The organism is Synechococcus sp. CS-197 (genome assembly GCF_025128215.1).
Lineage (GTDB): Bacteria > Cyanobacteriota > Cyanobacteriia > PCC-6307 > Cyanobiaceae > Synechococcus_C.
Map to the genome: position 1 here is coordinate 369,211 of NZ_JAHLZC010000021.1, position 21,159 is coordinate 390,369.

At 59.0% G+C, this 21,159-nt stretch carries 24 protein-coding genes; 15 read left to right on the forward strand and 9 right to left on the reverse strand.

The window, feature by feature from the left end; translation table 11 throughout:
* Positions 1 to 13 precede the first annotated feature (13 nt).
* Both KQ296_RS12340 and KQ296_RS12345 read left to right on the forward strand, forming a co-directional pair.
* Complete coding sequence (locus KQ296_RS12340) at positions 14 to 1,321, forward strand: pitrilysin family protein (RefSeq protein ID WP_011933240.1); 1,308 nt, start codon at positions 14 to 16, stop codon at positions 1,319 to 1,321.
* The gene (locus KQ296_RS12345) at positions 1,318 to 2,571 is read left to right on the forward strand and encodes a pitrilysin family protein (RefSeq protein ID WP_011933241.1); all 1,254 of its coding nucleotides are present in this window, start codon (positions 1,318 to 1,320) and stop codon (positions 2,569 to 2,571) included. The genes KQ296_RS12340 and KQ296_RS12345 overlap by 4 nt, the downstream gene beginning before the upstream one ends.
* On the opposite strand, the gene KQ296_RS12350 is transcribed toward KQ296_RS12345, so the two are convergent.
* A complete protein-coding gene (locus KQ296_RS12350) occupies positions 2,563 to 2,790 on the reverse strand; it encodes a DUF3148 domain-containing protein (RefSeq protein WP_011933242.1) in 228 nt (75 codons plus the stop codon). The genes KQ296_RS12345 and KQ296_RS12350 overlap by 9 nt on opposite strands.
* Before the next feature lie 56 nt (positions 2,791 to 2,846).
* On the opposite strand from KQ296_RS12350, the gene KQ296_RS12355 reads away from it, so the two are divergent.
* From KQ296_RS12355 to KQ296_RS12370, 4 genes are read left to right on the forward strand one after another with little or no spacing between them, the layout of a single operon-like run.
* Positions 2,847 to 3,419, forward strand: coding sequence for a biotin transporter BioY (locus tag KQ296_RS12355; protein WP_011933243.1), 573 nt, complete (start codon positions 2,847 to 2,849; stop codon positions 3,417 to 3,419).
* On the forward strand, positions 3,416 to 3,922 hold the full coding sequence (gene lspA / locus KQ296_RS12360; RefSeq protein ID WP_011933244.1) for a signal peptidase II: 507 nt from the start codon (positions 3,416 to 3,418) through the stop codon (positions 3,920 to 3,922). Before KQ296_RS12355 ends, lspA begins: the two co-directional genes overlap by 4 nt.
* Positions 3,909 to 6,062: a transglycosylase domain-containing protein gene (locus tag KQ296_RS12365; RefSeq protein WP_011933245.1), complete on the forward strand. Its 2,154-nt coding sequence runs from the start codon at positions 3,909 to 3,911 to the stop codon at positions 6,060 to 6,062. Before lspA ends, KQ296_RS12365 begins: the two co-directional genes overlap by 14 nt.
* Before the next feature lie 7 nt (positions 6,063 to 6,069).
* A complete protein-coding gene (locus tag KQ296_RS12370) occupies positions 6,070 to 7,665 on the forward strand; it encodes a GTP-binding protein (protein ID WP_011933246.1) in 1,596 nt (531 codons plus the stop codon).
* A 96-nt stretch (positions 7,666 to 7,761) separates the two neighbouring features.
* Here the strand turns inward: KQ296_RS12370 and KQ296_RS12375 are convergent, their stop codons facing one another.
* Positions 7,762 to 9,207, reverse strand: coding sequence for an aminotransferase class V-fold PLP-dependent enzyme (locus tag KQ296_RS12375; RefSeq protein WP_083833674.1), 1,446 nt, complete (start codon positions 9,205 to 9,207; stop codon positions 7,762 to 7,764).
* A gap of 94 nt (positions 9,208 to 9,301) precedes the next feature.
* Here KQ296_RS12375 and KQ296_RS12380 point away from each other — a divergent pair, with 94 nt between their 5' ends.
* On the forward strand, positions 9,302 to 9,775 hold the full coding sequence (locus KQ296_RS12380) for a nucleoside deaminase (protein WP_311133870.1): 474 nt from the start codon (positions 9,302 to 9,304) through the stop codon (positions 9,773 to 9,775).
* On the opposite strand, the gene KQ296_RS12385 is transcribed toward KQ296_RS12380, so the two are convergent.
* Together KQ296_RS12385 and KQ296_RS12390 are read right to left on the reverse strand one after the other, a co-directional pair.
* Positions 9,717 to 10,913, reverse strand: a complete 1,197-nt coding sequence (locus tag KQ296_RS12385; protein WP_011933249.1) for an alanine--glyoxylate aminotransferase family protein — start codon at positions 10,911 to 10,913, stop codon at positions 9,717 to 9,719. The two genes, KQ296_RS12380 and KQ296_RS12385, sit on opposite strands and share 59 nt — an antisense overlap.
* Positions 10,914 to 11,010: 97 nt before the next feature.
* Positions 11,011 to 11,535, reverse strand: coding sequence for an allophycocyanin subunit beta-18 (locus KQ296_RS12390; RefSeq protein ID WP_011933250.1), 525 nt, complete (start codon positions 11,533 to 11,535; stop codon positions 11,011 to 11,013).
* Between the two features lie 213 nt (positions 11,536 to 11,748).
* Between KQ296_RS12390 and glnA the strand changes: the two genes are divergently transcribed.
* Complete coding sequence (glnA, locus tag KQ296_RS12395) at positions 11,749 to 13,170, forward strand: type I glutamate--ammonia ligase (protein WP_011933251.1); 1,422 nt, start codon at positions 11,749 to 11,751, stop codon at positions 13,168 to 13,170.
* Between the two features lie 9 nt (positions 13,171 to 13,179).
* Here the strand turns inward: glnA and KQ296_RS12400 are convergent, their stop codons facing one another.
* Positions 13,180 to 13,449: a hypothetical protein gene (locus tag KQ296_RS12400; RefSeq protein ID WP_011933252.1), complete on the reverse strand. Its 270-nt coding sequence runs from the start codon at positions 13,447 to 13,449 to the stop codon at positions 13,180 to 13,182.
* A gap of 149 nt (positions 13,450 to 13,598) precedes the next feature.
* On the opposite strand from KQ296_RS12400, the gene KQ296_RS12405 reads away from it, so the two are divergent.
* Together KQ296_RS12405 and KQ296_RS12410 are read left to right on the forward strand one after the other, a co-directional pair.
* Positions 13,599 to 14,669, forward strand: coding sequence for a class I SAM-dependent methyltransferase (locus tag KQ296_RS12405; protein ID WP_011933253.1), 1,071 nt, complete (start codon positions 13,599 to 13,601; stop codon positions 14,667 to 14,669).
* Between the two features lie 67 nt (positions 14,670 to 14,736).
* Positions 14,737 to 15,054, forward strand: a complete 318-nt coding sequence (locus tag KQ296_RS12410; protein ID WP_011933254.1) for a hypothetical protein — start codon at positions 14,737 to 14,739, stop codon at positions 15,052 to 15,054.
* Between the two features lies 1 nt (position 15,055).
* Here the strand turns inward: KQ296_RS12410 and KQ296_RS12415 are convergent, their stop codons facing one another.
* Positions 15,056 to 15,316, reverse strand: a complete 261-nt coding sequence (locus KQ296_RS12415; protein ID WP_041428506.1) for a hypothetical protein — start codon at positions 15,314 to 15,316, stop codon at positions 15,056 to 15,058.
* 7 nt (positions 15,317 to 15,323) lie between these two features.
* On the opposite strand from KQ296_RS12415, the gene KQ296_RS12420 reads away from it, so the two are divergent.
* A complete protein-coding gene (locus KQ296_RS12420; RefSeq protein WP_011933255.1) occupies positions 15,324 to 15,617 on the forward strand; it encodes a DUF6439 family protein in 294 nt (97 codons plus the stop codon).
* Here the strand turns inward: KQ296_RS12420 and KQ296_RS12425 are convergent.
* Both KQ296_RS12425 and KQ296_RS12430 read right to left on the reverse strand, forming a co-directional pair.
* Positions 15,577 to 16,041, reverse strand: a complete 465-nt coding sequence (locus KQ296_RS12425) for an ATP-binding protein (RefSeq protein ID WP_011933256.1) — start codon at positions 16,039 to 16,041, stop codon at positions 15,577 to 15,579. The two genes, KQ296_RS12420 and KQ296_RS12425, sit on opposite strands and share 41 nt — an antisense overlap.
* A gap of 82 nt (positions 16,042 to 16,123) precedes the next feature.
* Positions 16,124 to 16,840, reverse strand: coding sequence for a GUN4 domain-containing protein (locus KQ296_RS12430; protein ID WP_011933257.1), 717 nt, complete (start codon positions 16,838 to 16,840; stop codon positions 16,124 to 16,126).
* A 39-nt stretch (positions 16,841 to 16,879) separates the two neighbouring features.
* Between KQ296_RS12430 and mnmH the strand changes: the two genes are divergently transcribed.
* Genes mnmH through KQ296_RS12450 form a run of 4 tightly spaced genes read left to right on the forward strand, consistent with a single transcriptional unit; the run spans position 16,880 to position 20,427 of the window.
* Positions 16,880 to 17,935, forward strand: coding sequence for a tRNA 2-selenouridine(34) synthase MnmH (gene mnmH / locus KQ296_RS12435; protein WP_011933258.1), 1,056 nt, complete (start codon positions 16,880 to 16,882; stop codon positions 17,933 to 17,935).
* A 28-nt stretch (positions 17,936 to 17,963) separates the two neighbouring features.
* Complete coding sequence (psb28, locus tag KQ296_RS12440) at positions 17,964 to 18,353, forward strand: photosystem II reaction center protein Psb28 (RefSeq protein WP_011933259.1); 390 nt, start codon at positions 17,964 to 17,966, stop codon at positions 18,351 to 18,353.
* Positions 18,350 to 19,429, forward strand: a complete 1,080-nt coding sequence (locus KQ296_RS12445; RefSeq protein ID WP_011933260.1) for an AI-2E family transporter — start codon at positions 18,350 to 18,352, stop codon at positions 19,427 to 19,429. The genes psb28 and KQ296_RS12445 overlap by 4 nt, the downstream gene beginning before the upstream one ends.
* On the forward strand, positions 19,426 to 20,427 hold the full coding sequence (locus KQ296_RS12450) for an AI-2E family transporter (RefSeq protein ID WP_011933261.1): 1,002 nt from the start codon (positions 19,426 to 19,428) through the stop codon (positions 20,425 to 20,427). Before KQ296_RS12445 ends, KQ296_RS12450 begins: the two co-directional genes overlap by 4 nt.
* Positions 20,428 to 20,528: 101 nt before the next feature.
* Here KQ296_RS12450 and KQ296_RS12455 read toward each other — a convergent pair whose 3' ends face one another.
* Positions 20,529 to 21,011: a flavin reductase family protein gene (locus KQ296_RS12455; RefSeq protein WP_011933262.1), complete on the reverse strand. Its 483-nt coding sequence runs from the start codon at positions 21,009 to 21,011 to the stop codon at positions 20,529 to 20,531.
* Between the last annotated feature and the right edge of the window lie 148 nt (positions 21,012 to 21,159).

The window sequence follows — 21,159 nt, forward strand, 5'->3', positions numbered from 1 at the left end:
GTCATTGCACAGAATGGGACTTTGCCACGGGACCCTGACAGCGATCTCCTCCGGTCCTGCACTGGATTACCTCACTCTCCCGAACCAAAGCACTCTGGTCTCTGCAGAACTACCGGGTGCCGGTCTGACCTGCCTTGATTTCTGGTGTCGGGGAGGAAGCTTCTGGGAACAGGCAGGCGAGGAGGGCATCGCTCACTTTCTCGAGCACATGGTGTTCAAAGGCAGTGAGCTATTGCAACCAGGAGAGTTTGATCGCCAAATCGAAGCCCTTGGCGGCAGCAGCAATGCTGCAACCGGCTTCGATGACGTGCACTTTCACGTTCTCGTTCCACCCAAGGAAACACCAGCAGCGCTCAAGCTGCTGCTTGATCTGGTCCTGCGTCCATCCCTGGAACAGGACTCGTTCGCCATGGAGCGCGAGGTGGTTCTCGAGGAAATCTCTCAGTACCGCGATCAACCCGATGATCTCGTTTTCCAAAAAGTGCTGGAACTCGCGTTCCCCAACCATCCCTACGGCCGGCCGATCCTCGGAATCGACACCAGCTTGAAGGCGATGAATCCCTCGGGAATGCGTCAATACCACCATCGCCGTTACCAGGGGCCGAACTGCTGCCTTGCTGTCGCCGGTGCGATCCCTGGTGATCTCATCAACCACGTGAGAGACAGCGCGCTTTCCGCATTGAGCGAAGGGGGTCAAAGCGCAGCACAACACCCACCTGCCGGTGAGTCCCCCTCTGCCAATCCGCTTCCCTTTCAAAAGGGAAGGGACTGCCAAAGCTTTGCCAGGCTTGAGTCAGCGCGCCTTCTCATGGTCTGGCCAACCGCCGCGGCGGCGGATCCCATCGCGGTAGCGGGCGCTGATCTGGCGACAACAATTCTGTCCGAGGGACGTCGGAGCCGACTGGTGCAACGGCTGCGCGAAGATCTTCAGATCGTTGAATCCATCGATATGGATGTGACGACCCTTGAGCAGGGAAGCCTGGTGATGCTTGAGGCATGTTGCCCGGAAGAGCAACTGGAACGGGTTGAACTGGAGATTCGACAGGAACTGCAGCGCAGCGCTGAAGCCCCCGTTCTCGAGGAGGAGCGACAGCGAGCTCTTCATTTGGTGGGCAATGGACTGCGCTTCAGCCTTGAAGCCCCCGGTGCGGTTGCTGCCTGTGCGGGCTCCCAAGCCGTTTGGGGACGGCAGCGGCAACTGCTCGACCCTCTCAACGATCTCGAACAGTGGACCCCGGAGGCCCTGAAGGACGATGTCATGCAGACACTGCAGCCCGACCAGGCCTTCACGTTGATCGCCCGCCCTGCGGAATCAGCATGAACGGCACTACTGAAGTGGTCATCGACCCGGTCGCTACCACCGGGGTTCTTTCCGCGAAGCTCTGGATCTGCCGAGGAAGCGGCGCAGATCCTTTCGGTCAGCGGGGTGGACATCAGCTCCTTGGTTCCGTGCTCAGTCGTGGCTGCGGACCTCTCGACCATCTCCAGCTGGCTGATTTGGTGGAAGGCTGCGGTGCAGGACTGCGTTGCGACACCCACGAAGACGGGATTCTGGTGAGCCTGAAGTGCGCGCAGAACGATGCCGACAGGTTGCTGCCAATCCTTGGCTGGATGCTGCAGCGCCCCCATTTGAACCCAGCTCAGATCTCTTTGGAAAAGGATCTCAGCCTGCAAGCGCTGCAGCGACAGCAGGAAGATCCATTCCAACGTGCCTTTGACAGCTGGCGGCAACTTGCTTTTGCCCAGGGTCCCTACGGGCACGACCCCCTTGGAGTCGCTGGTGACTTAGAGGGCCTTCATCACCACCACCTGGTGGACCTTGCCGCTGCACTGAACGTCGACGGTTCCGTCCTGGCTCTCTCCGGAACGATTCCCGAAACGCTCCCAGACATTCTCGAAGGTTGGGGGGATGACCCCGTGGAATCTCGCTCCCAGAGCCGCCCCCGTTGGAGCAAGGCAGAGGGAGCGGGTGACTCATCAACTCTGAACAGCGTGGAGACCGAACAGGTGGTGCTGATGCTTGGTCAGGCCACGCTCCCCCATGGTCATCCGGATGATCTGGCCTTGAGAGTGCTGCAGGCCCATCTGGGATCAGGGATGTCGAGCCTTCTGTTCAGACGTTTACGGGAAGAGCATGGCGTTGCTTACGACGTGGGACTTCACCATCCGGCAAGACAGCATGCGGCGCCCTTTGTGATGCATGCGTCCACCGGAGTGGATCGGGCTCGGCTCAGTCTCGAATTGTTGATGCGGAGCTGGGACGATCTGCTGAACACAGTGATTGACCCAGCGGACCTCGAGTTGGCGATGGCCAAATTCAGAGGGCAGCTGGCCCATGCATCCCAGACCACAGGACAGAGGGCGGAGCGTCGCGCCCAGCTCCGCGCGCTTGGCCTACCCGACGACCACGATCGCCACTGTCTCGATCAGCTCAGCAGCCTCAGCGGTGATGCACTCAAGGCCGTAGCGCAGCAACACCTGACCCAGCCGATGCTCAGCCTGTGTGGGCCAGCTGACTCCCTCAGCATGCTCAAATCAGTTTGGAACAACGGGCCGTTCGCGTCAGCTTGAGGCCTTGTCGTCACTGGGGGTCAGCGCATCGGTTCCCAACAGAAAAGTCCCTCGCGAAAAACGCACCGCCACGGTCTCTCCGGGATGCAGAGCGGTCACGGTTCCCACCTCATCAAGGTCCACCAGATCGGGTGGACGCAGCATCGGCATCGGATCCGCTGATTTCAGATAGGGCTGAGCACGAAGCAGTCGTACTTGGTCACCAATGGAAACGGCCATAGGAGCTGGGCAATGCCTCCCTCTTACAGCAGGATGGCTCCAGCTGACGACTGTCCGTGAGGGCTCTGGCCACATGGAGCGGCGCTGTCGCCGGTCTGTTTCTGATTTTGGTGGGCAGCTTGATTCAGGCGGCCCTCGTGGTTCCTCTCCCTGAGCAACCTGGAGCCGTGCTGCCATTGCCCAGCACCTGGCAGGTTCCGGCATTGCTTTTGTGCGCCCTGGTTGCAGGCCCCCGTGCCGGTGTCATTGCCTCGGTCGCCTATCTCACCATCGGCCTTGTGGATCTGCCGGTTTTTTACGGGGGCGGCGGCTTTGCCTATGTGCTCACCCCTGGGTTCGGGTACTTAGCCGGATTCATTCCTGCCGCGTGGCTGACCGGTCGGTTAGCGATGCAGAGCGGCATGAATGACATTCCACGGCTCACGCTGGCTGCCATGGCCGGTCTGCTGATTATTCAGCTCTGTGGCTTGCTCAATCTCCTCTTGGGAGCCGCACTCGGTCGCTGGCAGCAACCCCTGGCAGAACTGTTGTTTAGCTACAGCCTTGGTCCCCTGGTGGCGCAACTCGCTCTTTGCTGCGCTGCAGGCCTCTTGGCACGTTGGCTGCGGAGTCTGTTGTGGGTGGAATGAATCCAGCCGGTCGCGCAGGGCAACGAACCCGTCGGTCGCTGCGGCGCGAAGCATTGCTCCTGATCAGCGTTGCAATGGTGATCCTGGATCAGTGGAGCAAGCACTGGGCGCACTCCGCTTTGATTCTTGGCAGGCCAATGCCGTGGATTCCTGGATTGCTGCAGCTTCGCCTGGTGAAGAACACAGGCGCAGCCTTCAGTTTGTTCACAGACTCCACCCTGTTTCTCGGTGTTCTCAGCCTGCTGGTCACCCTTGGCGTTGGCGCCTGGATCTGGCGTCAACCCAAGAGAGATGTCTGGATGGGTCTTGCGTTGGCATGTCTCCTTGGAGGAACCCTGGGCAACGGCATCGATCGTTGGCGCCTCGGATATGTCACCGATTTCCTGGAATTGGTGCCCATCCAGTTCCCCATTTTCAACTGGGCTGATGTCGTGATTAATGTCGCCGTCGTCTGCTTTGCCATCGACGCCTTCCGCGAACGCCGTGGCCATGACGAATCCTGATCTGAAGGGCGCAGCCCGGCTCACAATCCATCAGCACGATCGGCCTGATCAAATCCTTGTGCTGCACGGGGAGGGATACCGAATTGGTCGCGACCAAGGTCTGGAGATCTACATCGAGCATCCCGCCGTCAGCCGTCAACACGCTGTGCTGCAGAAGCGCAAACAGCAGTGGTGTCTCGTTGATCAAGGCTCAACCAATGGCCTCTGGTGGAAGGGCCGCAGGGTCAGGGAAATCGAATTGAAAGACGGTGACCAGATCAGCCTGGCTCCCGCCAGCGAAGCCGGAGCCCCCTCCCTGCGGTTTGAAAACCCAGCAAATCGGGTTGCACAACGCATCCGGCGCTGGTTTGGCCTCGGACTTGTGCTGGCACTGGGGGGATCGGGTGCTCTTCTTGTTCTTGCTGGTCTGAATGTGCCCGTCCGTGGCCGCCTGGCCACAGTGCGTGGCCCGGTGGCCATCTACGACGGCAACAACAAACCGCTCGATTCCGTTGACTCCAGTCGTCACCGGGAACTGGACTCTCTTGCTGAGTTTTCACCGTCACTGATTAACGCCCTACTCAGCAGTGAAGACAACCGTTTCTGGTGGCACCCAGGGGTTGATCCCATCGGCACCATCCGTGCGTTCGCCACCAACATCACCGGCGGACGGGTTCTGGAGGGGGGAAGCAGCCTCACCCAGCAGCTGGCCAGAAGCCTTTACCCGGATCTGGTGGGCGAAGGAGACACCCTGGGCCGGAAATGGAGAGAACTGCTGGTCGCCCTTCAGTTAGAGAGTCGCTTCAGCAAGGGTGAGCTGCTGTTGAGTTATCTCAACAGGGTGTACCTCGGAGTGGGCTGGGGGTTTGACGATGCCTCCCGAATCTTTTTCAACAAATCAGCTGGATCACTCTCGGTGGAGGAAGCGGCGCTGTTGGTGGGCCTGTTGCCCTCGCCCAATGGCCACGACCCTTGTCAATTCCCGCAACGCGCTCTCGAAGCACGCAACAGGGTTCTCAACAAGATGGCGGACGCCGGGCGGCTCTCCCTCGATGCAGCGCGCGCGGCTCGTCGTCAGCCCATTCAGCTGGCCCAAAATGCATGCAGCAAAGAGGCCACCCGTCGCTCAGCGCCCTTCTACACCGATCAGGTGAAAAGGGACCTCACCGCTCTCGTGGGCCCTGAGGTGGCAGCTGAAGGGAACTTCCTGATCGAAACCCACCTCGATCCGGTGCTTCAAAACGTGATTGAACGACGACTGCGCAACCTGATTAGGACTGCTGGCGGTTTGGGAGTCACAGAGGGTGCTGCGGTGGTGATCGACAGTCGCAGTGGAGGCGTGCTCGCGATTGCCGGTGGACGCGACTACCGCTTCAGTCAGTTCAACCGTGCCTCCATGGCCATGCGTCAGCCAGGAAGCACCTTCAAGCTAATGACTTACCTGGCTGCTTTGGACAAGGGGATCAAGCCCACTGAGAGCATTGACTGCAGCGCCATGGAATGGGGCGGACAGCGGTTTGAAAGTCCCTGCAAGGGGCGTCTGACGCTCACCAGTGCTTTTGCATCAAGCAGCAACACAGCAGCCCTGCGCCTGGCCAAGCGCGTGGGATTGGAGCAAGTGGTCCGTCAGGCAAGGGCCCTGGGCATCACCACCCCTCTTGATCCCGTGCCTGGATTGGCGCTTGGACAGAGTGAAGTGCGCTTGATCGAGCTCACCAGTGCCTATGCCGCCGTGGTCAACAAAGGGCAATGGAAACCAGCCACAACGATCCGTCGGCTGATGGATGCTGAAACCTGCCGCCAGAACAATCTGCGTGGATGCGGCAGTCTCACTGGACCACAAGCAAACAGCCTGAATGGCGGACGTCAGGCCATCCGTCCGGACGTTGCCAAACAAATGCAGGCGATGCTGCGCGCGGTGGTGAGAAGCGGCACTGGAACCGGAGCGTCTCTCGGAGGACAGGAAGGTGGCAAGACCGGAACCACCAATGACGGGCGCGATCTCCTGTTCATCGGCTATGAACCAAGCCGTCACTGGGTGCTTGGAATCTGGCTCGGCAATGACGACAACAGCCCCTCGGCCAGCTCGAGTGCCCTGGCGGCGTCTCTTTGGGGAGAGATCATGCGTTCAGCAGGACGGGGCGGGCTGAATACGCGATAACTGGCGCATGAAACAACAGACCCGCTTGCTCTTGGCAGGAACTGCGGCTCTGATCGCACTGATGGTGGTTGGCCTGGTGCTTCAGGCTATTCGCAACCTGCTTTGGGATCTCAGTTATTGGCTGCCTCCCTGGCTTGTTGGGCCCGTGCTTCTCATCGGCGCTGTGCTTCTGGTGGCTGCGTTGGTCCAATTCGGTGTTCCGTTGGTTCAACGCTGGAAGCAGGGACGCCGGGCCCAGGGCATGGGGGCATCCAATCCAGTCCCGCCGAGCAATCGACGGGACGCCGCCCGTCAGAGCCTTGAGAGTGTGGATCGACTTCTGGCTCGACTACAAGACGATGTCGCTCGCCAATCGTTGCTGGAGGAGCGGGAACGCGTGGCCCGACAGCTTCACCGTGGCGACCTGGAAGTGGTGGTGTTCGGCACCGGATCAAGTGGAAAAACCTCACTGATCCGTGCCCTCCTGCGGGACATCGTGGGCGAAGTGGGGGCATCGATGGGATCCACCAGTGAAAGCCGCTCGTATCGCTTGAGGCTGAAAGGATTGGAGCGAGGCGTGCTTCTTGTGGATACGCCTGGAATCCTTGAAGGTGGCCAGGACGGACGCACCCGCGAGCAACAGGCCAGACAACGGGCGTCGCGCGCTGATCTGATGCTGGTGGTCGTGGATGGTGATCTGCGCAGCCAGGAACTGGCCATCGTTCAGAGCCTCTCAGGTCTTGGCAAGAGGCTTCTCCTCGTGCTCAACAAGTGCGACCTCCGAGGGGAGGACGAGGAGCGACGGCTCCTGCAGCTTCTGCGTGAACGCTGTCTGGGATGGCTTTCCCCTGAGGATGTCGTGGGGACCAGCGCGGCACCACAATCGTTGCCGAGGCCAGGGCAAAACCCTTGGCAACCTCCACCAGAGGTGGGGGCGTTGCTCACACGACTCGCCGTCGTTCTGCATCAAGACGGCGAGGAGTTGCTTGCCGACAACATCCTTCTCCAATGCCGATCGCTTGGTGAAACGGGCCGCACGCTGCTCGATCAGCAACGCGAACAGGAAGCCCGACGCATCGTTGATCGCTACACGTGGATCAGTGCAGGGGTGGTGGCAGCCACTCCCTTGCCGGGTGTGGATCTACTCGGCACAGCCGCGGTCAATGCCCAGATGGTGATGGAAGTGGCGGGTGTTTACGGCATTCAGCTCACCCGCGACAGGGCTCAGAACCTCGCGCTTTCCGTTGGGCGAACCTTGGCAGGGCTCGGTGTGGTGAAAGGAGGAGTGACTCTCATTGGCACAGCACTGAGCGTGAACCTTCCCACGCTTCTGCTCGGACGAGCCGTGCAGGGAGTCGCCGCTGGATGGCTCACCAGAATTGCAGGGGCCAGCTTCATCACGTTCTTTCAGCAGGATCAAGACTGGGGCGATGGCGGCGTCCAGGACGTCGTTCAGAGGCATTACGACCTCAACCGACGCGATCGCTCACTTCGGGAGTTTCTTGAGACGGCGCTCCGGCGGGTTGTGGACCCACTTCAGCAGGAAGCGAAGAAACGACTGCCGCCCCGACCAGGGCCTCGGGCGGAGGCGGACGCATGGGACCGCGGCTATCGAGAACCGTGATCAGCCCGAGGTAAAGCAGGCCAATCAGGATCGAGACCGCTCCTGTGAGCACTGCAATCCATCGGCCTCGCTGTTGCTGCGAGTCAGAGCCTGACATCAGTGCTCACTCCGTGCGATCGATTGGTTGATGCACATCCCCAGATGATCGATCAGAGCATTGGAGGTATGGGGATTTCCGAGCACCATTTTGATGTGGTGGAGCCCTTGGTATTGGGGTCTTGACACCATGATCTGTTCATCAAGGAGACGCTGACGCAGTTGTGCGGACCAACGTTCACTGGAATCGCAGTCAGCATTTTTCGGCGCACAGCTCAGGAGGTGGAGCGGGCCGGAACGCACATCAAGGGCTTGATCGTCGAGGCATCGTTGCAGGCGCTCCCTGCGAGCCAGAGCATTGAACAAAAGCGAATGAATCCCTTCCATTCCCAGTTGACGCAATCCAAGCCAGAGCTTGAGGATTTCCGCCGGTCTGCTTCCTTGCAATCCCATTTCGCCACCGTGAGCACCAAACGCGGCAGGCTCCATGTAGGGAAGTCCAGTTCCGAAGGCAGCTTCGAGCTTTGACACATCGCGAACCAGCAACAGCGAGGAGGTCTTGGCGATCCCGAGCAGCTTCTGCGGATTCACGGTGATTGAGTCGGCTTCACCCGATCCGTCCACCAGGGAACGGGTTTTCTCAGAGAGAGCAAAAACAGCGCCGATGGCACCATCCACGTGCAGCCAGGTGCCATGGGTTTTGGCCATTTTGGCGATCGCCCTCAGGGGGTCGATCGCACCACGCACCGTCGTACCGGCCGTGGCGACGATGGCCAAACAGGGACGTTGCTCAGTCGCGAGATTGTTGAGCTCCTGTTGCAGAACATCCACCCTTAGACATCCATGCCCATCCACGGGGATCCGCCGCAGACCATCGGCGTGAAGCCCCATCACCCTGCAAGCTTTGGCCAAGGACACGTGAGCGTCGTCGCTTGTTAAGACGACAGCGTTGGACACAGCATCCAGACCAAGAGAATGGCGGGCGGTGACCAAGGCGGTGAGGTTGCTGAGCGTGCCACCACTGGCAGCGACCCCGCCTGCTCCCTCGGGGAGATCGAGACGGGAGGCAAACCATCCACAAAGTTGACGCTCCAGCTGGGAAAGGCTGGGTGAGAGTTCCTCCGCCAAAAGGTTGTTGTTCAGTCCTGCACAGATGAGCTCTGCGGCAATCGAGGCTGTATTCGGAGGAGGATCCAGATGGGCTAAGGCTCCCGGATGGGATGGCTGGTAAGCACCATCCATCACCTGCTGAAGATCATCCAGAAGATGTTGTGCTCCAAGGCCTTCCGTCTCCGGGAAAGCATGGGGGAGTAAACGCAGCGATGGCAATGGTGATCGCTGGTTCGCAGAACCAAACCAACGGCAAAGTTGCGCGCTGGCCTCCTCCAGAAACGTCTGCAACTGAGGGTCCAGGCCATCAGGTGAAGCGAAGGGGGCCAATCGGTCCAATGCTTCCGAAGATGACCGAGCGGAGCCGTGCAAGAAACAGTCGCGATCAAAAACCATTGTCACCTTTGGTGGCACATTGGATGTCAGGCAGCGATGCATGGCCGTGCGGGCGGACCCGGTTCATCTCACTCCCCAGGCGATGAGGGCTTGGATGCAGCGGCTGCTCAACAGGGCTGAGCGCGTGGGCGCCACTGGCGAGATTCCAGTAGCGGCTGTTCTCCTCGATGAAGCAGGGCGGTGTATCGGCCATGGATCCAATCGCAGGGAATGCCTCAACGATCCCCTGGGACATGCGGAGTTGATGGCCTTACGACAGGGCGCCTGGCTGCTCGGCGATTGGCGCATGAACCACTGCACCCTGCTGGTGACCCTGGAGCCATGCCCCATGTGTGCTGGAGCCCTGGTTCAGGCCAGAGTTGGTCAGGTGATTTTCGCTGCCCGAGACAGCAAACGCGGCGGGCTAGGGAGCACGATCAATCTCGCTGAACATCAAAGTGCTCACCACCACATGCGCGTGGTGAGCGGAGTGCTGGAAGAGCAGGCATCGGCACTGCTGGCGGGCTGGTTCAGGCAGCGACGCAGGAACCTTCGCGGAAACGAGGAAGCTCAGTCTCAAACAAATTGAGCAGACGATTCACGTTTTCAGGGGTGGAGTTGTAGCCCATCAGGCCAACTCTCCAAATCTTTCCTGCCAGAGCGCCAAGACCACCGCCCACCTCAATGCCATGGGTGTTCAACAGATAAGACGAGAAGGCCTTGCCGTCCACGTCATCTGGGATGCGCACGGTCGTGAGTGTGGGCAATCGCAAGGCCTCGGGGACATGCATCTCAAGGCCAAGAGATTCCAATCCTTTCCAGAGCGCTTCCGCATTGCAGCGATGCCTTGACCAGGCGTTGTCCAATCCTTCGTCGGCAAGAAGCCGGAGGGCTTCACGCATACCGAAATTCATATTCACCGGAGCGGTGTGGTGATAAACCCTGTCGCTTCCCCAGTACTGATTCAGCAAGGAGACATCCAGATACCAGTTTGGGACTTTGTCCTTTCTCGCAGCAAGCTTGGCTTCAGCACGAGGGCCCATGGTGAACGGTCCAAGGCCTGGAGGACAGCTCAAACCCTTCTGGCTGCAGCTGTAGGCCATGTCCACCTTCCACTCATCGAGGTAGAGGGGAACACCTCCAAGAGATGTGACCGTGTCGAGCAGAAGCAGACAGTCGTGCTTGCGGCAGAGGTCACCAACACCCTCCATGGGTTGGCAAACCCCTGTGGAGGTTTCTGCATGCACCATGGCCAGAATCGCCGGCTTGTGATGCTGGAGTGCAGAGTCCAGCTCGTCGAGCGTGAACGCCTCCCCCCAGGGTTTTTCAATCACGCGAACATCGGCTCTGTAACGGCCGGCCATATCCGCCAGGCGATTGCCGAAATAGCCCTTGACTGCGACCAACACGCGATCGCCGGGCTCAACTGTGTTGGCCAGGGTGGCTTCCATCGCCGCGCTTCCTGTACCGCTCATGGGCAAGGTGAGGCGATTGTCGGTCTGCCAGGCGTAACGCAGCAATTCCTGCACCTCGCCCATCAGATCCACATACAAGGGATCGAGGTGACCGATCGGCGTTCTTGCCAGTGCAGACAGAACAGTGGGATGGGCATTCGAGGGGCCTGGGCCCAGCAGGAGGCGGTCAGGCGTACTGATGGGCTCTACAGAACGGCGATGGCGCGAATCAATCTGGGGAAGAGAGTGCGTCATCGGCAGGCCGGAAACCATTAATCAGTGGTGAAAGCCTACGCATCAATCGAGCCGGTTTGAGCTGGAAAGCCCTGTTCCGATGCCGCTTGAAACGAACAGACACTCCCTAAGAAATTCAGCGCTGACGAACATCGCTGGCGGCGAGGCCCGATGCCATGTGCTCAAAAGGAGCTCGAACCAAATCCAGACTCTTGGAGGGGACACCCTCTTCCAGGAGACGTTCGCAGAGAACATCAGCAAGCAGAACCATGCTTCTCACCGTCGGTCCGGTGGGGACGCCCAAACTTTTATAGGTATCGTCCAATCCGTTCAGAACCCGCTCATTGAGAATCGTGCTGTCACCTGCAATCAAGGCGTAGCTGGCGTAGCGAAGGAAATAATCCATGTCGCGCAAGCAGGCAGCAAGACGCCGTGTGGTGTAAGCGTTGCCTCCGGGAAGCAGCAGTTCTGGATCACCCTGAAACAGACGCTGACTCGCTTCACGCACAAGTTCTGCCGCTTCACGGTTGATCAACTCAACGGCCTTCAGCCTGATGGCGGACTCATCGAGATAGCTCTCGATCCGATCGATGGCGGAGCGATCGAGGTATCGGCCGAGCTGGTCGTACCGACCGATCAATCCGGTGATGGCATCACGCATGCAGAACTCTGGCCACGTTGGCCGGAAGCTAACACCAACATCGATCCGAAACCGCTTCCAGCGCGTGGGATCCCGGGAACTTGACAGAAACGGTTACCAAGAAAGCTGTCGATCCAGCTCAACGCAGGCTAGAGAAAAAATGTACCCATTGATACAAAACCATCCCACGGCGATCCCTACGGTCATGCGGTGACCGAAGACTCACTAACGCCAATGGCTAGCACCGCCCAGGATGTACTCCGGCAGATCAAGGATGAAGGCATTGAGCTGATTGACCTCAAGTTCACTGATCTCCACGGGAAGTGGCAGCACCTCACCATCTGCTCTGACCTTCTGGAAGCGGACTCTTTCGAGGAAGGACTGGCCTTCGACGGATCCTCAATCCGTGGCTGGAAGACCATTGACGCCTCAGACATGGCGATGGTTCCCGACCCATCGACAGCCTGGATCGATCCGTTTTACAGCCATAAAACGCTGAGCATGATCTGCTCGATCCAGGATCCGCGGACGGGCACCCTGTACGACCGCTGCCCCCGCGCCCTGGCGCAGAGAGCATTGGCTTATTTATCTGGCAGCGGTTTGGCAGATAAGGCCTTTTTCGGCCCGGAGCCAGAATTTTTTCTCTTTGACGACGTTCGTTACAACTCCAGCGAGGGAGGAAGCTTTTACAGCGTTGACACCATTGAAGCGTCTTGGAATAGCGGACGCCTGGAGGAAGGTGGCAACCTCGGCTACAAGATTCAGCTCAAGGAAGGTTATTTCCCTGTTGCACCCAACGACACAGCGCAGGACATCCGTTCCGAGATGCTGTTGATGATGGCCCAACTGGGAATCCCCATCGAAAAGCATCACCATGAAGTGGCGGGTGCTGGCCAACACGAACTGGGCATGAAATTCGCCGAGCTGATCAAGGCGGCCGACAACACCATGACCTACAAGTACGTGGTTCGCAATGTGGCCAAAAAATACGGCAAAACCGCCACGTTCATGCCCAAACCCGTTTTCAACGACAACGGCAGTGGCATGCACGTGCACCAAAGTCTTTGGAAAGCCGGCCAACCGCTGTTTTTCGGAGAAGGCACAGACGCCAACCTGTCTCAAACCGCCCGCTGGTACATCGGCGGAATCCTGAAACACGCTCCGTCATTCCTGGCATTCACCAATCCCACCACCAACAGTTACAAGCGCTTGGTGCCTGGATTTGAAGCCCCGGTCAATCTCGTTTATTCAGAGGGCAATCGCTCAGCGGCGGTGCGCATTCCGCTAACTGGACCGAACCCCAAGGCCAAGCGCCTGGAGTTCCGCTCCGGTGATGCCCTTGCCAATCCCTACTTGGCCTTCTCCGCGATGATGATGGCTGGCATTGATGGCATCAAGAATCAGATCGACCCGGGTGCACCCACCAATGAGGACCTGTTCGAGCTTTCAGCCGAACGCTTGAGCGCGATCGACACGGTGCCTGCCTCCCTCAATGGTGCCCTTGAAGCCCTGAATGCTGATCACCACTACCTCATGGAGGGCGGCGTCTTCAGCAAGGACTTCATCAATAACTGGATCGACCTGAAGTACGAGGAGGTGCAGCAGCTGCGTCAGCGTCCACACCCCCACGAGTTCACCATGTACTACGACGCCTGAACCCAGGCTTCAGCGGTGCCGCAGCTGGGCGATGGCGCTGTCATGGAGATGCTTCTCGTGCAGTCTCCGACGCGCCCACACTTTCTGCTGAGCAGCGGCACTGCGTCGTTCCACTGGCTGTGGATGGTCATGCTGCACAAGGGTTGCCTGTGTGCGTGCAACCTCATGGGCATGGCGATCAGCCCAGATCATGTACTCAGCGGCTGCGCGCTGACGCCTCTCCAGAACGTTGTTGGAATAATCCAGGCTGAATGCGGCAGCTTGCGTTTGTTGTCCCATCCCGTGCGCTCCGTCTCAACGGATTAATTCTGTAGCAACAGCTACCATTTTTTCTTGTTCTTCACAGTTCTTTCCCTGGAGGCCCGAGCCACGGCCACGGCGAGCCTCAGGATCGGCTGAAATAAACCTGCTTGATCAGGCTCTTTCGCATGGCGCCCAGCTTCACCGAGATCGCGTATCGGACCCTTCAGCAGGGTCGGAGCCTCGCTGGGCTGGTGCACAAGGAGTTGAGCACCAAGGTGATGGAAGTGGTGGCACCGGACGTCGTTCCGCAGACCGAACCCGTTCCGACTGAAATGATGGCAGCTCTCCGCCAGTCGCTCAACACGCTCCACGACCGCGACTGGCTGGACGCTGAAGAAGGTCTGTACCCGCAATCGCTTCTCTTTGATATTCCATGGCTGGACTGGGCTGAGCGCTATCCCCGTGTCTGGCTCGATCTTCCTTCCAATTGGGCCCGTCGCAGAGCTAGAGACGTCCAGGATTTACCAGATCTGTCGGATCGCGACTTCTATCCCGACTACTACCTCCAGAATTTTCACCATCAAACGGATGGTTACCTGTCAGATCACTCAGCGGAGCTCTACGACCTGCAGGTTGACATTCTGTTCAACGGCGCCGCCGATGCCATGCGCCGCAGAATCCTTCCCGCCTTGCTGGATGGCTTGAAGCACTTCTCCAACCGCTCCCAGGCCAATCTGCGCATCCTCGATGTCGCCACCGGAACGGGGCGCACACTCCACCAGATTCGTGCTGCACTTCCCCAAGCCACCCTTGTCGGGGTGGATTTGTCTGAGGCTTACCTGCGTCAAGCCAACCGTTGGCTGAACCAAGGGCGATGCAGCCTCGTGCAGCTCGTGCAAGGCAATGCTGAACGCATGCCCTTTGATCAAGGCGGTTTTCAAGCCTTGACCTGTGTGTTCTTGATGCATGAATTGCCCGCTGATGCCAGGCAAGCCGTTTTGCAGGACTGCTACCGCCTTCTCGAACCCGGCGGTGTGCTCGTTCTCGCCGACTCTGTGCAATTGAAGGATTCGCCCCAGTTCGATGTGGCTATGGACAATTTCCGGCGGGTGTTCCATGAGCCTTACTACCGCGATTACATCAGTGATGACATCGATCAGCGGCTTCTGGATGCTGGATTCTGCAACGTGCAAGCCGAATCTCATTTCATGGCCCGCGTTTGGAGTGCCACCAAACCCGACTCCGGCACGAAGTGATTCCCTGACAGACGGCCTTGCGTTGGGGGTGGAACCCCATAAGGTGCAAACACTTGAATGTCCGCCGATGACGAATCCGTTCAGGATCCGCTGGTTGCAAGGCTGGACTTTTCAGCTGGTGCTCATGGAAGGCAAGGTGCAGGTCGAAGCCCATGGCTTCGGTATTTGCCTGAGAACTGCAGTGCATCCTGGTGAAAGTCCCAGATCCGCGGCAGATCGCCTTGTCCTTGCTGAAGACCGCCGGCGTCGAGCGCTGCACCAAGCCTGGATCAAAGGCCAGATGCTTCCAGACAGCAGTGCCTCGGAACTTCCTCCCCTTGATGGAGCTCAGCCTGAACCCCCCGATTCGTTGGTGGTTGTCCAGCAGTCTCCTGTCGCAGCCTGATTCAGCTTCGCCCTAGCCACCACCCGATCAGAAGCCCTGGTCCACCCCAGCGCAGGGCTTTCCAAAGGAGTTGTCCCCGTTCCGGGATGAACAGCCATTGCAAGGCTGCAGGGTCTGCTTCGATGCACTGCTGAATCAAACGGCGCTGCTGCTTCCGCCGTTTTGATCTGCGATCCGAACCCTCCCAGGTTTTGGGCTGCAACCCTGCAAGCCCACCCAACTGGTGGAGATAACGCTGATGAAACCGCCCCGGTTTGGTCACCGTCGTTATGCGTTGTTCATTCAGATTAGAAAGGGTTCGCGTAGATATCGGCGTGACTGTGAATCTCTGGCCTGACGGTGCGGTGGAGCAAGCCAAAGCGTTGCATCAATCGCTGACTATTGGGGATCGGGAGTGGCACAAGCTCAAGTCCAATGCGGATCGTCGGGGAGCCGAGCTTCTTGCAGCAGCACTCACCCAGCTTCTACAGGATGGTGAGAAGCGCGATGTGGAAGCGATGACCGAGCAAGCGTTGGGATGGATCAGACGAGAACTGAAAGATCCTGGTTGCCCCCATCGCTGAGCGTTCCTGCAGGCTGTCCTGGACGGCGACAGGCCAGCTGCACGCGATTGCCCCGCGAGCTCCAGCGAATGTCATCAAAACATTGATGCATCAAGAACAAGCCACGTCCATGGTTGGCATCGAGCTGTTCAGGCAAACAAGCGAGCCGTGCAGAACCAGGCAAACCCTTGCCCTCATCTTGAATCTGCCAAATCAACCAATTGGGAGTGAGAATCCGCCGGATGCGCAAACATTTGCCGGGGTCACCGGCATTGCCATGACGCACGGCATTCACGATCGCTTCTTGCAACCCAAGCTGAAGCCTGCAGGAGGTTTCCTGGCAATCCACCGGTTCAAGCAGCAACTCCAAAAGAGGACTCAGCTGCAGCGTGGAGGGGAGGATGAAATCAGCCCACCGAAAGATGGGTCGATAGCGGCTGAGCATTCGGACTGAACCATCCTGCTTCGACCATAACGAGGGGAGTCGGCCCTGCCAAACACAAGCGCTCCCGTGAACTCCCAGGGGTTCATCCCCTTGGCTGAAGACCTGGATGGGACAGCAGCGCGTCCATCAACCGCACACCACGGAGTTGATTGACCAAGGGCATGTGCCCTTCCGGTGCCTCCATGGACCATTGGAATGCACCTGGATAACGGGTCCAGGCGCCATCGATTTTCCAGCCGATCCGAGGCCAGAGCCTGTCGTAGCGACCGTCCAAAGCCTTCAGGAGTCGTGCTTGAACAGTGAATCCGAAACGACCCTGCGAGTAGGCGACCCAGAGACGATCCAACGTGCACAGATCGACTCCCTCCATGGGGGGGACCTCGCTGAAATACACGTAACCGCGCTTCACGGCCTGCTCTCCGGCCAACTCACGCAGCACACAGCTGGTCAAACGATCAGCCTCTTCGAAGTCCTCGTCCAGCAACGCCTGCTGCATGGCGCTGTAATCAATGCCTCGCGCTGATGGCGTCTCGAACCAGCCACCCGCAGAAATGCCCGGAATCTGAGCCAAAGCGTCGGGCTGATGTCGGCGCAAAACCTGCAGAATCCACCCGGCGGCCCAATCGTCACCACTGGCTTGATAAGGCTTCAGAGCTTCAGATCCAACAGAAGCCAGGGCATCGGCTGCTTTCTCCAAGGCAACCGCTGTGGTGCGCCGCTGCCGGGCTGACCCGCTAGCGAGGCGTTCGAGGAGCTTGTCGATGCTGAGATCTTGAGCTGGAGTTCTTCCGGAGAGCATGTCGTCCTGCCGGCTCGACAGGGTCGGCGTTGGCCCACTATGTCAGGCATGGGCATCACGACCGCAGCCAGTGTCGAGACATTCCGAGCAGCGGCAGGTCCGCTGGTTGACGTTCGCACCCCTCAAGAGTTCCGTCAGGGACATTGGCCAGGCGCCATCAACATTCCACTTTTCACAGACGAGCAGCGCCATGACGTTGGCCTGACCTACAAGCAGCAGGGTCGCCATGCCGCCATTCAACTCGGATTGGCCCTTTGCGGCCCACGCCTTGCTGATCTCTCGGAGACCCTCACGCAGACCGCTGGTGGCGAGGCACAACCGTTGCGCCTCTACTGCTGGCGCGGCGGGATGCGCTCCAACAGCATGGCCTGGCTGGCGGGCCTGCGTGATCATCCGGTGTCCTTACTGGAAGGCGGATACAAGCGCTACCGGCAGTGGGTGCTGCAGAGCTTTGAGAGTCCTTGGCCCCTCATGGTGCTTGGAGGACGGACAGGCACCGGCAAGACGGATCTGCTTCTGGAGCTGGAGAGCCTGAACGTGGCCGTGGTGGACCTCGAAGGACTGGCCCATCACCGAGGTAGCAGCTTCGGCAATCTCGGTCTGCCTGAGCAACCAAGCACGGAGCATTACGAGAATCGACTGGCAGAGATCCTTGAAGAGCATGCGCGCCGGCGAGCCTCGGAAATCTGGCTCGAAGCCGAAAGTTCTCAGGTGGGCCGCTGCAGAATTCCCAGGGCCCTGTTTCAGCAGATGCAGATGGCCCCTGTTCTTGAGATCCGCCGTAGTGATCAGGAGCGGGTGGATCGTCTCGTGGATGTGTACGCCGTGCACGACGCAACCGCACTGCGGGAGGCGACTGAACGAATCCAGCGACGCCTTGGACCTCAGCGCACCCGGGAGGCCCTTTTGGCGATCGACCAACAGCGCTGGAGCGATGCCTGCATGGCGATGCTCGCGTACTACGACAGCTGCTACGACCGAGAGCTGGAACGCAAGCCAGCCTTGAGAACCATTGACCTGGAGGGAGTGGATCCCAAAGGAGCAGCCAAACTTCTGGTTGAAGAAGGCATCGTGAGAGCCATGGTCTGCTCTTAAGATCGCGTCTTGCGCGGACGATCGATCCATGGCAGACGGCGACAAGGCAGCGATTCAGTTTTTCCGCGGTACAGATGAACCCGTCGTACCTGATATTCGACTCACCCGCAGCCGTGATGGACGGACCGGCCAGGCCACATTCATTTTTGAGCAGCCTGAGGCACTGGCTCCGGAAACGTTGGGCAATATCGCCGGAATGTGGATGGTGGATGAGGAAGGTGAATTGGTGACCCGTGAGGTCAATGGCAAGTTCGTGAACGGCAAGCCCTCAGCTCTGGAGGCCACCTACACCTGGAAAACAGAGCAGGATTTTGAACGCTTCATGCGTTTTGCTGAACGCTATGCCGAAACCAAAGGACTGGGTTATTCCAATAACTCGGGTAACAATGAGGGTGCCGACGAAGCGTCTGAAGGGTGAAATTTCAGCACTGGCTCGGGTTTGCAGCATTGCTGATTTCCGGGCTACTGCTCTGGAGCCTTCGCGACGTCCTGATTCACCTGTTCGCGGGTGTTGTGCTGGCAATGGCTCTCTGCACGTTGGTGGGGGCTCTGCGTGAGCGCTGGACCTTGCCCAGGCCTCTGGCGCTTCTGGTGTGCTTGCTCGGGTTGGCGTCGGTGGTGGCCATCGCCGTGGCCGTGATTCTTCCTCCGTTTTTCAGCCAGTTTCAGCAGCTCCTGATCCAACTCCCCACTGCCGCCAGGGAACTGCAGCAGATCATCACCGGATGGATCAGTTCGGCTTCAATGCTTGTTTACGGCCAGAACACACAGCCGGCGATCACCCCATCGGATCTCTCCAATGGCCTCTCAGCGCTCCCAAGCGGCTCCGCGCTCGCTTCTGGTGTGTCCGGGAGTCTGAAGGGATTGCTCGGATTGGCAGGCAACCTCGGCAACGGTCTTGTTCAGCTGTTGTTCGTGTTCGCCGTGACTCTGATGGTGAGCATCCAGCCAATGGCGTACCGCGAGGTGGGTATTCAGCTGGTGCCTTCGTTCTATCGACGCAGAGCAAGAACCATTCTTCTCCAGTGCGGCGATGCCCTCAGCAGCTGGATGATCGGCGTGTTGATCAGCTCCTTCTGCGTTGCCGTGCTTGCTGGCATCGGACTGACGCTGCTCGGCGTGAAATTGGTTGTGGCGAATGCACTCCTGGCAGGGCTGCTGAATGTGATTCCCAACGTGGGCCCCACACTCAGCACGGTGTTTCCAATGTCTGTTGCCCTGGTGGATGCCCCTTGGAAAGCACTTGCTGTTCTGGTGCTCTACGTGGTGATTCAGAACGTTGAAAGCTATGTGATCACCCCATCAGTGATGCAGCACCAGGTGAATCTCCTGCCTGGTCTCACACTCACAGCTCAATTCATCTTCACCGTGCTGTTCGGCCCCCTGGGGCTTCTGATGGCGCTGCCGCTTGCCGTTGTACTGCAGGTGCTGATCCGTGAAATCGTGATTCACGACCTTCTCGACCCCTGGAAAAAGCGACGGGTTAACGCATGAGTCCCCGTAACCTTCTGGCAGCCCTCACCCTGGTGGTGCTGGCCCTGCTGGTCTGGCAGTTGCGCTGGGTTCTGTTGGTCCTCTTCGGTGCTGTGGTTCTGGCCGTCGCCCTGGACGTCCCAGTGCACGGGCTGATCAAACGCTTCAAGATCCAGCGCCCCTTGGCACTCCTGGTTGTGGTGCTGGCGCTGATGGTTGGTGGACTGGTGGTCATCCGCCTGCTTCTTCCAGAGCTGATCACGCAGTTCGGACAGCTCACATCTCTTCTGCCAAGCCTTCTTGGCAAAATTCGCACGATTCTGGCCAGCCAGCCTCAACTGGCGGAACTGAATCAAACCATTCCTGACCAGATCAGTTGGGACAAAGTTCAACCTGTGGGATCCCAGCTGCTGGGATTCGCCGGAGGAGCGGCCAATGGTGTCATCCAGGTTCTGCTGATGAGCCTGCTTGCAGTTCTCCTTGCACTCGATCCCCAGGCCCATCGGGGCATGCTGATCGCTGCAACACCGAGGCCCGCAAGGGCCGCAATGGCTGAAGTGCTCAATTCCTGCAGGGCCGCTCTCGGAGGTTGGCTGGCAGGCATGACCCTGTCGGCGACCGCCGTGTTTCTTCTGACCTGGGCCGGTCTAGCAGCACTGAAGGTGCCATTGGCTCTGCTCAGCGCCTTGCTCTGCGGTGTGCTCACCTTCGTTCCCACGATCGGTCCGACCGCTGCCACCTTGCTCCCCCTGGGGATCGCTCTGCTGATCTCCCCAGCACTGATGGTGCAGGTGCTCGTCCTGCGGTTGGTGATTCAGAACCTCGAAGCCTTCCTGCTCACACCCCTGCTTCTGCGCCGAACGGTGAATCTGTTGCCAACGGTGGCGCTTACGTCCCAGCTCAGCCTGGGCGCGTTGCTGGGTCTTCCTGGGGTGTTACTCGCACTCCCTCTCGTTGTTGTGCTTCAAGTGGGCATGCAGCAGGTCGTGGTTCAGCGAATCATGGATCGCTGGACTTAGAAACGTGTGCTCCCCGCAGCTCCAGTGCTGCGGGGACGCCTCTCGGGTTGATTGCGGAGAGTTCGTTTAAGAGGGCTATGGAGACGTTCGCGGAACCACGATCAACCGCCGTATTGCCATCCCGTTGGTCCCAGTTCAAGAGCAGGGGCATCGCGATGCAGCACTGAAGACTTCACTTCCCCAATGAACACTGTGTGATCACCATGGGCGAGCTGGCCAACCAGCTCACACTCCACGCCCCCTAAGCCATCGTTGAGGATCGGTAAGCCAAGAGGCCCAAGCTCATAAGGTGCTGCTTCAAAGCGGCCACCCACGGCTGCCTGGGGCTTGAAGAACACAGCAGCCAGATCCTTCTGGTCGCTGGCGAGCACGTTGAGTGAAAAACGGCCTGTGCGCTGAATCATTCCGTTGCTGGTGCTGTCTGCTTTGACAGCCATCACCACGAGGGGTGGCTCAAAGGACCCCTGGGTGACCCAGCTCGCCGTGAATCCATTCACCACATCTCCCTCGGCAACTCCGCAAATGAAGAGTCCATGGGGAATTTTGCGTAGCAGCGTTTTCTTGGCCTCGAGATCAAGAGTCATGGCTGTCCCTCCGTTCTGTCTGAAACCACCCTAGGGGGAGCAAATTCACTGCTTAACGGCAGACGGGTGAGTTATCCGCACTGAACTGCTAGCTTTCCGCTTCATTCAGGCTCAAGTGTTGGAGAGGCCCTCCTCCCTCGTTGTATTC